Raw genomic sequence first — 9,182 nt, 5'->3', positions numbered from 1 at the left:
GCCGGACTGGTTGACGATGGCGATGCCGCCATTGGCGGTGACCTGCCCGGCGATGCGGGACGGGTCGGCGCTGTTGACGCGGTTCAGCGTCATCGATCCGCTGCCCGGCTGCTGAAAGCGCACGGCATGGTCGCGGCCGACATCGAAGCCGCGCCAGTCGATCACCGCGCGGTCGGTCGCTTGGTTGACCTGGGTGCGGGCGGCATCCTGGGCGATGGTCGCGCTGCCGCCGCTGACCACGCCGCCCTGCGGCCGCGCATTCGGCGCCTGGGCGAGGGCGGGGGCAGCGGCCACCAGCGCCGTGCCGGCCAGAAGCCAGGCGGCGAAGCCCGGCATTGCGTATCGCAGCGTCATCGTCGATGCCCCGGAGACATGCAGCATCCCGCCGAGGAGGCGGGCCTGGACATGGAGGGGCGGGGGACGACCGCTTGTCGTCACCCTTTGGGGGGAGATCGGTGACGGCAGCGAAAAGATCAGCCGATCGGCCGAGGGCCGCGACCAGCCCCGACAGGGGCTGGTCGCGCCTACGCCTCAGCCCGGATAGGGCGGGTCGCCATAGGGGTGGAAATCCGTGAGCCGCAGGTTCTCGTATGCGAGCCCGTCGAGCCTGATGGTGCCGAGAAAGGGCTGCTCCGGCTCCACCAGCAGGATGGTGCGGGCGAAGCCGCTGTCATCGAAGCCGCGGCGGAAATGCACCCGCGACTTGATCGCGATGACATCGAAATCCTCGGGCTTCAGCCCGAGCGCCCAGAGCTCCGCCGGCTCGATGATCTGCGCCAGGAAGGGGCTGAGGACCAGCACATTGCCCTCTCCGAAGCCGACCGAGACCCATTGCTGCCCGCCGCCCATGGCGCGCGGCGTGGTCGCGGTGCCCGCGGAGAGGATCCGGCCGGTGATGCGCACGGGATCGCCGGCGGAGGCATCGGCGCGCCCGCCCACCTCCATGTCGAAGGCATCGCCCGGCTTGGCGCCCGTGTCCAGCACCGCCGCCACGGCGTCGGGGGCGGCGATGGTCGCGACCAGCGTGCGCGAGAGGCCCTGGGCGATGATCTCGCGCAGCAGCCAGGTGGCGTAGCCGGAGCGGTCGCTGTGATCGGCCAGCACGACCGGCATTCGCCCCTCCGCGACCGCCTGGCGGGCCAGCGCCACGCCTTCCGGGATCAGGTGCACGGGCGTCGAGGTCAGCAGCGCTTCCCGCCGGCGCCAGGCGGTATCGGCCATGTCGCGCGCCACGCGCTGCGCCAGCGCTGCATCGCCATTGGTCAGGACCTGGAAGGTCATGCCGGCATCGGGCACGTCGCTCCAGGGGAAGCCGAAGAAGACATTGACGAAGACATCGGGCTCCCGCGCTTCCCAGGTGAGCGCGCGCTGCACCAGGTCCGACCAAGGCGAGGCACCGGTCCATTGCACGCCGGTCGGCGAGATGATCGGCACCTTGATGGTGGCATGCGCCGGCCTGAAGCTGCCGCGGATGGCGCGCACCAGCATGCGCGCCGCGCGCTGGCCCTGCAGGTGCATGTCGTAATGCGGGTAGTACTTCACCGTGAACGCCATGTCGGCGTGGCGGAGGAAGCTCTCATCCTCATTGCCATGCGGGTCGAAGGTCGCGGCGATGCAGGCCTCCGGCCCCACCACCTCCCGCACGCGGCGGGCGATATCGGCTTCCGGGCGCGGAATGCCGCGCACCGCCATGGCGCCATGCAGCGCGAGGTAGACGCCGTCGAGCTTCGGCTCGGCGCGCAGCGCCGCCAGTTGGCGGCCGAGGAAATGCTCATAGGCCTCCTGCGTCACCCAGCCGGAACCGGACCCGGTCTTCGGCCAGAGCGGTGATTCGATGCCGATGAGCTCCACGCCCTCATGCTCGCGCGCCACCTGCACGAAGCCGCCGATGTAGCCCTTGGGATCGGTCCGCAGCAGCACCTCGCCGTCGGCGGGCGAGCCCGGGTAGCGGAAATCCTCGAGCGTCGTGTCGTAGGGCAGGAAGGTCACGGTCTCGTGCATGAACTGCAGGACGGCGATGCGCACGGGCGATCCTTTCGGGGAGCTTGGCCGCCATCCAAGGGCGGGCGCCGCGCCGGCGCAAGCCAGGGCGTATCGCCGGCCGCGCCGCGCTGTGCTGGGATGCCGGTCGATCATCTCCTCCTCCACAGGCAGGGCTGCACGCGACCCATGGACAAGACGGATCTCTGCTTCACCCCGGCGACCGAGCTCGCCGACGTCATTCGCGCCAAGGCGATTTCGCCGAGCGAGGTCACCGCGGCGGTGCTCGATCGCATCCAGGCGCTGGAGCCTGATCTCAATGCCTTTGCCCATCTGGCGGCGGAGGAGGCGATGGAAGCGGCCGAGGCCGCGGATGCCGCGCTGATGAAAGGTGCACCGCTCGGCCCGCTGCACGGCGTGCCCGTGACCATCAAGGACCATGAAGCGGTGCGCGGCATGCCGATCGAATACGGCACGCATCTGCGCCGCGGCGATGTGGCGGCGGCGGATGGCGTGCTGGTCGCCCGCCTGCGGCAGGCGGGCGCGATCATCCTCGGCAAGACCACGACGCCGGAATTCGGCTGGACCGGCGTCAGCCACAGCCCGCTCACCGGCATCACCCACAATCCGTGGAAGCACGGCATGAACGCCGGCGCCTCCTCCGCCGGCGCCGGGGTCGGCGCGGCGGCGGGGTACGGGCCGCTGCACCAGGGCAGCGACGGTGCTGGCTCCATCCGGATGCCGGCGCATTTCTGCGGCGTCTTCGGGCTGAAGCCGAGCTATGGGCGGGTGCCGCAATCCGCCGTCGCGGCCAGCGACTACACGGTGCATCTGGGACCGCTGACCCGGACCGTGGCCGATGCCGCGCTGATGCTGAAGGTGATGGCCGGCCCGCATCCCGACGACCATTCGAGCCTGGAGGCGCAGCCGGCGGATTATCCGCGTCTCCTGGACCGGAAGCGACGCAGGCCCCGCATCGCCTTCAGCCCCGATCTCGGCCATGCCCGCGTCGATCCGGAGGTGGCGGCACTCGTGGGCAAGGCCGTCACCGCCTTCGAAAGCGAGCTCGGCCATGCCGTGGAGGCCGTGAAGACGCCCTGGGGACCGAAGGGGCCGGAGCTCGCGCGCTTCTTCTGGCCCGCGCATTTCAGCCGCCACGCCGACCGCGTGCCGGAGATGCGCGACCGCATGGACCCCGGCTTCATCGCCTGCATCGAGGCGGGAAGCCACATCACCATGGCCGACTACCAGAAGATGCGGCTCGTGAAATACGCCTATTGCACCGAGATCCACCGCTTCTTCGAGGATTGGGACTTCCTGCTGACGCCCGCCGTCTCCGTCGCCGCCTTTCCAGCGGAGAAGCTGCAGCCGGAGCACTGGCCGCAGCATCCCTGGGACTGGATGTCCTGGGCCGAGTTCTCCTACCCCTTCAACCTGTCGCAGAACCCGGCGGCCTCGATCCCCTGCGGCTTCACCGCGGATCGCCTGCCGGTCGGGTTGCAGATCGTCGGCCGGCGCTTCGACGATCTCGGCGTGTTGCAGATGGCGGCCGCCTTCGAGGCCGCGCGCCCCTGGGCGCAGCACCGGCCGCCGCCGGGCTAAAGGTGCCTCAATCCGCGTAAGCGCCGGCGGCCTCGATGATCGGCCGCCAGCGCGCGATTTCCTCCCCATGGTAGCGGCGGTGGAAGGCGATGGAGGCGCGCTCCGGCGTCGCCACATCGGTCACCAGATCGGCGAAGCGCGCGCGCAGCCGCTCGTCGCGGAGCGCCGCCTGCAGCGCGGCCGAGATCCGCTCCTGCACCGCTTCCGGCGTGCCGGCCGGCGCGTAGAGCCCGTGCCAGGTGCTCATCGCGAGCGCTGGCGTGCCGGCCTCTGCCGTGGTCGGGATATCCGGCAGCCCCGCCAAGCGCGCGGGACTGGTCACGGCATAGGCGCGGACGCGGTTGTCGCGGATGAAGGGCGCGGTGTTGGTCGCCTGGTCGCAGAGCAGGTCGATGCGGCCGGCCATCAGCTCGGTGATCGCCGGCGCGGTGCCGCGGAAGCCGACGATGGTCGCGCGGTTGCCCGCCGCCTGCTGCAGCAGCAAGCCGCAGAGATTGGCGGCGGAGGCCAGGCCCGCAGTGCCGAGATTGCGCTCCAGCCCCTTGGCGCGGAGGTCGGCGAGCATGCCGGCCAGGTTCTCGGCCGGAAAGTCAGGGCGCGCGATCAGCGTCATCGCGGCATCCGAGACCAGGCCGAGCGGCGCGAAATCGGCGGCCGTGTCATAGGCCAGGCGCCGGAACAGGGTTGCGCCGGCGGTGAGGCCGACATTGCTCATCAGCAGCGTATAACCATCGGGCCGCGACTGGGCGACGCGCTGCGCACCGAGATGCGCCGGCGCGGTGTTCTCCACCACGACCGGCTGCGGCATGTGGCGCGACATCGCCTCCGCCACGATCCGGGTGATGACGTCGGTCGGCCCGCCGGCGGCGGCGCCGGCGACGATGGTGACGGGGCGGCTCGGGTATTCCTGTGCCAGGCCGGCATTGGTGAAGCAGGCGGCCATGGCCGCGGCGACCAGGGCACGGCGGATGAGCGGCATCGCAATTCCTCCCTCCGCGGTCGTCTGCGCGCCGCGGTTGCAGCCATCTTTGCGGGATTGCGGGGCGCCGTCACCCGGCTTTTCGCGGCATCGGTGGGCCACGTTCCCGTTTTGCCGCCGATGATGATAGGGGAATGGCTCGTCCGGCGATCGCCGGACGAGCCATCTTGATCGCGAAGGGAAGCCATGCCCCAAGACACCGACAGCACCGGGGCTTCGCGCCGCCCGGCCTTCGACCCCATCGCCGCGGGGTGGCAGGAGCTGCCCGAGCGGGGGTTCCCCGTCCATGTCGGGACCTTCTACGTGAAGCAGGCCGAGGCCGGCTGGCGGTACGGCTTCGTCGCCGAGCCCCGCCACGCCAATGTGGGCGGCGTGGTCCATGGCGGCATGCTGATGACCTTCATGGACGACATGCTCGGTGTCACGGTCTGGCAGGCGGTGGAGCGCCAGCCGGTGTCCACGATCCAGCTCAACAGTGGCTTCGTGTCGCCGGCCCGCCCCGGGGATTTCGTCGAATGCGTGCCGGAGCTGCAGCGCGTGACGCGCTCCGTCGTCTTCATCCGAGGCGAGTTGTTCGTGGGCGGGCGCCTGGTGATGTCCGCGGACGGGGTCTGGAAGGTGCTCGGCAAGTAAGGGTGCAAGCGGCGCGCTCGTCCCGGTGCTGCATGCGCGGTATCGGGCCCGCCGTCACCCCGGCTTTTTCGCGGCGGCGCGCCGCTGGAGCATGATGCGCTCGCGAGCGCTCACGCATCATGCTCCAGCACTTTGTCTGATCGCGTGATTCAGACTTTTCGGCGATTCCGCCTCAAGCCATCACGCTTCAGCATCAGCAGCGCTCCATCGGCCAGGAAGGCGATCGCCGCCGTCGCCGCGGCGCCCTGGAAGATATAGAGGTCGTTCCGGTTCTGCAGCCCGAGGATGATCGGCGTGCCGAGCGTCGCGGCGCCGGCCAGCGCGCCGACCGCGGTGGTCGCGACCGCGAGCATCACGGCGACCCTGAGCGCCGGCAGCAGCAGCGGCCAGGCGAGCGGCAGGTCGACCCGGCACAGCACCTGCCACGGCGTAAGCCCGATCGCGACAGCCGCGGCGCGCGCATCCGGCGCCACCGCTTCGATGGCGGCGACCGTGCCGCGCAGCACGGGCATCAGGGTGTAGAGGACGAGGGCGAGCACCGTCGGCAGGTCGCCGAAGCCGAAGGCGGGCAGCGCCAGCGCCACCACCACCATCGGCGGCGTCGCCTGCGCCGCGGCGGCCAGCGCATCCACGGGGCGGCGCCAGTCGCCGCCATCGGCCCGCGTCACCAGCAGCCCGAGTGCGACGCCGAGCGCGATGCCGGCCAGCGCGCCGAGACCCGCCAGCCGCAGATGCGCGAGCGCCAGGTCCAGCAGCGCGCCGCTGCCGAAGGCGCGTGTCTCGCCGCCGAGTGCCGCGAAGAGCACCGCGGCGACCGGCGCGAGGGAGAGCAGCGCGAAGCCGCAGCCGAGCGCCAGGGTGCCGATGGCGCCGCGCATCAGGCCGGCGCCGGCATGGGTACCGCGCGCAGCAGCCCCGGCAGGCCGAGCGAGCCCAGCGTGCGCCCATCCTCCCCGACCGCCAGCACCTCCGCCCGGGTTTCCAGCATCAGCGACAGCGCATCGCTCAGGCTGGCGCCGGGCGCGATCACCGGGGCGCCGGCGGGCGCCGCCGTTGCCGCCATCGCGGCCGCAACCGTCACCAGCCCGAGCCGCCGCAGCGCCGGCGCATCGCCGCCGAGCAGGTCCCGCACGAAGGGGTCCGCCGCGCGGATCAGCTCCAGCGGCGCGCCGGCGGCCAGGACGCGGCCATCCCGCAGCACCACGACGCGGGTCGCGAGCTCCAGCGCTTCCTCCGCGTCATGGGTGACGAGCAGGATGGTCTTGCCGGTGACAGCATGGATCCGCCGCAGCTCCGCACGCAAGGCGCGGCGCAGGATCGGATCGGCGGCGCCGAAGGGTTCGTCCATCAGCAGCAGGTCGGGATCCGCGGCGAGCGCCCGGGCCAGCCCGACGCGCTGCGCCTGGCCGCCGGAGAGGGTGTGCGGATAGCGCGCGGCGAGATCGGCATCGAGCCGCAGCAGCGCGAGCAGTTCCGGGATCCGCGCCGCGATGCGCGGCTCCGGCCAGCCGAGCAGGCGCGGCACGGTCGCGATGTTCTCGCCGACCGTGCGGTGTGGGAATAGCCCGACCGACTGGATGGCGTAGCCGATCGAGCGCCGGAGCCGGATCGGGTCGTTCCGCGCGATGTCCTCCCCGCGCACGCGCACCACGCCGGCACTCGGCGCGACCAGGCGGTTCACCAGCCGCAGCAGGGTGGACTTGCCGGCGCCCGACGGCCCAACCAGCACGCAGAGCTCGCCGGCCGCGACCTCCAGCGTGACGTCGCGGAGGCCGTCCCGGCCGCCATAGGCGACGCTCACATCCTCGAAGGCGATCACCGCCGCCATGGCGCGAGCCTGCCTTCCAGGAGGCGGAGCGCACCATCGGCCAGGAGCGCCAGCGCCACGATCGGCAGCGCACCCAGCAGGATGAGGTCGGTCGCGAATTGCGCCATGCCTTCCAGCACCAGCGCCCCGAGCCCGCCGGCGCCGATCAGCCCGCCGAGCGCCACGAGGCCGATGCACTGCACCGCGGCGACGCGGAGTGCCGCGAGGAAGACCGGCAGGCCGAGCGGCAGGCGCACCGCGCGCGTCACCCGCGCCTCATCCATGCCCATCGCCTCCGCCACCCCCACCACCTCCCGCGGCGCGGCGGCAAGGCCGGCGAGAATGCCGCGCCACAGCGGCAGCCCGGCATAGGCGGCGGTACCGATCAGCGTCGGCGCCGTCCCGATCGCCTCCACGCCCAGGCCGCGCAGCGCCGGCACCGCCCGCAGCAGCGCCGAGAGCAATGGAATCAAGGCGCCGAACAGCGCGAGCGCCGGTACGATCTGCACCGCGTTCAGCACTGCGGCGAGCGCGGCTTCGGCGCGCGGCGAGCGGAAGGCCCACCATCCCAGCGGGATGCCGAACGCCAGCACGATGCCGAGCGCCGCCCCCGCCAAGGCCAGGTGCCGCAGCAGCGCCGCGTGCAGCGTCTCGGCGCGCGCCTGATATTCGACCACCAGCGAGAGCCGGTCGAGCAGGCCGAGCCAGCCGGCCAGCGCCGCGATGCCGAGCAGCAGCAGCGGCGCCAGGACGCGCAGCCAAATGGAGGCGCCGCGCAACACCTCCGCCAGCAGCACCAGCAAGGCGGCGATGCCGAGCCAGAAGCCGAAGCCGAGCATGGCGCGCGCCGCCGGGGCCAGTTCCTGCAGTTGGTGCCGCGCGGCGTCCCCGGTCAGGCCGAGTGCGAGCGCGGCGGCGAGGACCAGCAGCATCACCGGCAGGGCGGGCGCCAGGCCGGGCCGCCACCGGCGCAGCGCCACCGCGCCCAGGATCAGGACGGCGATCGCGTGCACGCCCCAACCGAGCGCCGCCGCGGCGCCGAGGGAGGTGCCGGAGACCAGCCGGTTGGGCGCCACCGCCAGCCAGCCGAAGGCATAGAGGCCGAGGAGCGCCAGCAGCGCCAGTGCGGGCTCCAGCCCGCGCGCCGGCACCGCTGGATGGGTTCCCACGGGAACCGCTCTAGCCGAGCCCGTCGAGGAAGCGGCGCGCCACCGCCTGCGGCGGCCTGCCTTCCACCGTCACCTGCGCGTTCAGCGAGCGGAGCCGCTCCAGCGAGAGCTGCGCGAAGACCGGGGCGAGCGCCGGCGCGATGGCGGGGAAGCGTTCCAGCATCGCCTGGCGCACCACCGGCGCCGGTTCGAAGACGAGCTGCGCGCGCCGGTTGTCGGTCATGACCGCGAGCTCCAGCGCATCGATCGCGCCGTCGGTGGTGTAGACCATCGCCGCGTTGACGCCGTTCATGCGCTGCGCCGCCGCGCGCATGGTCGCCGAGGTGTCGCCGCCCGGCAGCACCACGATGCGCTCGCGCGGGAAGCGGAAGCCGTAGCTGCCCTCGAAGGCCGGCAGCGCGGCCGCGCTTTCGACGAACTCGGCCGAGGCCGCGAGGCGGAGCGTATCGCCGGCCTGAACGAGCCGCGCGAAATCCTCCATGGTGGACAGGCGCTCGCGGCCTGCCAGGTCGCGCCGCACCGCGATCGCCCAGGTGTTGTCGGCGGGTGCGCGCGGCAGCCAGACCAGGCGGTTCGCCTCCGCGTCCAGCCGCTTCACCAGGTCGTAGGCGGCATCCGGGGAGCGCCAGGCGGGGTCGGCCTCCCGGTTGAAGAAGAAGGCGCCGTTGCCGGTGTATTCGGGGTAGAGGTCGATCTCGCCGGCGATCAGCGCGGCGCGGACGATCCGCGTGGGCCCGAGCTGCAGCCGCGCCTCCGCCGGCACCCGCGCGCGTTCGAGCGCCAGCAGGATCAGATGGCCGAGCAGCCCGCCCTCGGCATCGATCTTGGAGGAGATGACGACCTTGTCCCGCGCCTGGGCACGCGCCAGGGCGGGCATGCCGGCGGCGAGGGCGGCGAGGGCAAGCCGGCGGGGAATGTGCATGGGGCACCTCGGCGGAGCATCGCGGGACGTGACATCCTAGGTTGCAACGCGCCGGTGGAAATCCCGCCCGGCGGCCCGGCGGTCACGTCT

Annotated in this window: 9 protein-coding genes; 2 read left to right on the top strand and 7 right to left on the bottom strand. The window is 72.4% G+C overall.

Features of this window, described 5'->3' with window-relative positions:
* Together GXW71_RS29480 and GXW71_RS29475 are read right to left on the bottom strand one after the other, a co-directional pair.
* Positions 1-354 (bottom strand): two-partner secretion domain-containing protein (locus GXW71_RS29480; protein WP_211856297.1); only part of this gene is annotated, 354 nt, incomplete at its 3' end.
* A 177-nt stretch (positions 355-531) separates the two neighbouring features.
* Positions 532-2,025, bottom strand: coding sequence for a M81 family metallopeptidase (locus tag GXW71_RS29475; protein ID WP_211856296.1), 1,494 nt, complete (start codon positions 2,023-2,025; stop codon positions 532-534).
* A 144-nt stretch (positions 2,026-2,169) separates the two neighbouring features.
* On the opposite strand from GXW71_RS29475, the gene GXW71_RS29470 reads away from it, so the two are divergent.
* Complete coding sequence (locus GXW71_RS29470; protein ID WP_211856295.1) at positions 2,170-3,582, top strand: amidase; 1,413 nt, start codon at positions 2,170-2,172, stop codon at positions 3,580-3,582.
* 7 nt (positions 3,583-3,589) lie between these two features.
* On the opposite strand, the gene GXW71_RS29465 is transcribed toward GXW71_RS29470, so the two are convergent.
* Positions 3,590-4,561 carry a tripartite tricarboxylate transporter substrate-binding protein gene (locus GXW71_RS29465; protein WP_211856294.1) on the bottom strand — a complete coding sequence of 324 codons (972 nt, stop codon included), beginning with the start codon at positions 4,559-4,561 and terminating at the stop codon, positions 3,590-3,592.
* 186 nt (positions 4,562-4,747) lie between these two features.
* Between GXW71_RS29465 and GXW71_RS29460 the strand changes: the two genes are divergently transcribed.
* Positions 4,748-5,194, top strand: coding sequence for a PaaI family thioesterase (locus GXW71_RS29460; RefSeq protein ID WP_211856293.1), 447 nt, complete (start codon positions 4,748-4,750; stop codon positions 5,192-5,194).
* Between the two features lie 149 nt (positions 5,195-5,343).
* On the opposite strand, the gene GXW71_RS29455 is transcribed toward GXW71_RS29460, so the two are convergent.
* The 4 genes from GXW71_RS29455 to GXW71_RS29440 are packed head-to-tail and all read right to left on the bottom strand — an operon-like array spanning position 5,344 to position 9,092.
* A complete protein-coding gene (locus GXW71_RS29455) occupies positions 5,344-6,072 on the bottom strand; it encodes an ABC transporter permease subunit (RefSeq protein ID WP_211856292.1) in 729 nt (242 codons plus the stop codon).
* A complete protein-coding gene (locus GXW71_RS29450; protein ID WP_246527003.1) occupies positions 6,072-7,022 on the bottom strand; it encodes an ATP-binding cassette domain-containing protein in 951 nt (316 codons plus the stop codon). The genes GXW71_RS29455 and GXW71_RS29450 overlap by 1 nt, the downstream gene beginning before the upstream one ends.
* Positions 7,010-8,170, bottom strand: a complete 1,161-nt coding sequence (locus tag GXW71_RS29445) for an ABC transporter permease subunit (protein WP_211856291.1) — start codon at positions 8,168-8,170, stop codon at positions 7,010-7,012. Before GXW71_RS29445 ends, GXW71_RS29450 begins: the two co-directional genes overlap by 13 nt.
* 10 nt (positions 8,171-8,180) lie before the next feature.
* A complete protein-coding gene (locus tag GXW71_RS29440) occupies positions 8,181-9,092 on the bottom strand; it encodes a glycine betaine ABC transporter substrate-binding protein (protein WP_211856290.1) in 912 nt (303 codons plus the stop codon).
* Between the last annotated feature and the right edge of the window lie 90 nt (positions 9,093-9,182).

Origin of the sequence: Plastoroseomonas hellenica, from assembly GCF_018129085.1 — a bacterium.
GTDB lineage: Bacteria > Pseudomonadota > Alphaproteobacteria > Acetobacterales > Acetobacteraceae > Plastoroseomonas > Plastoroseomonas hellenica.
Note: the sequence above shows the minus strand (reverse complement) of the source record. Positions and strands in the feature narration are given on the sequence as shown.

Excerpts from the sequence above, each read along its gene's own strand:
- GXW71_RS29470 (WP_211856295.1), top strand. The coding sequence starts at position 2,170 with ATGGACAAGACGGATCTCTGCTTCACCCCGGCGACCGAGCTCGCCGAC.
- GXW71_RS29450 (WP_246527003.1), bottom strand. The coding sequence starts at position 7,022 with ATGGCGGCGGTGATCGCCTTCGAGGATGTGAGCGTCGCCTATGGCGGC.
- GXW71_RS29460 (WP_211856293.1), top strand. The coding sequence starts at position 4,748 with ATGCCCCAAGACACCGACAGCACCGGGGCTTCGCGCCGCCCGGCCTTC.
- GXW71_RS29455 (WP_211856292.1), bottom strand. The coding sequence starts at position 6,072 with ATGCGCGGCGCCATCGGCACCCTGGCGCTCGGCTGCGGCTTCGCGCTG.
- GXW71_RS29465 (WP_211856294.1), bottom strand. The coding sequence starts at position 4,561 with ATGCCGCTCATCCGCCGTGCCCTGGTCGCCGCGGCCATGGCCGCCTGC.
- GXW71_RS29440 (WP_211856290.1), bottom strand. The coding sequence starts at position 9,092 with ATGCACATTCCCCGCCGGCTTGCCCTCGCCGCCCTCGCCGCCGGCATG.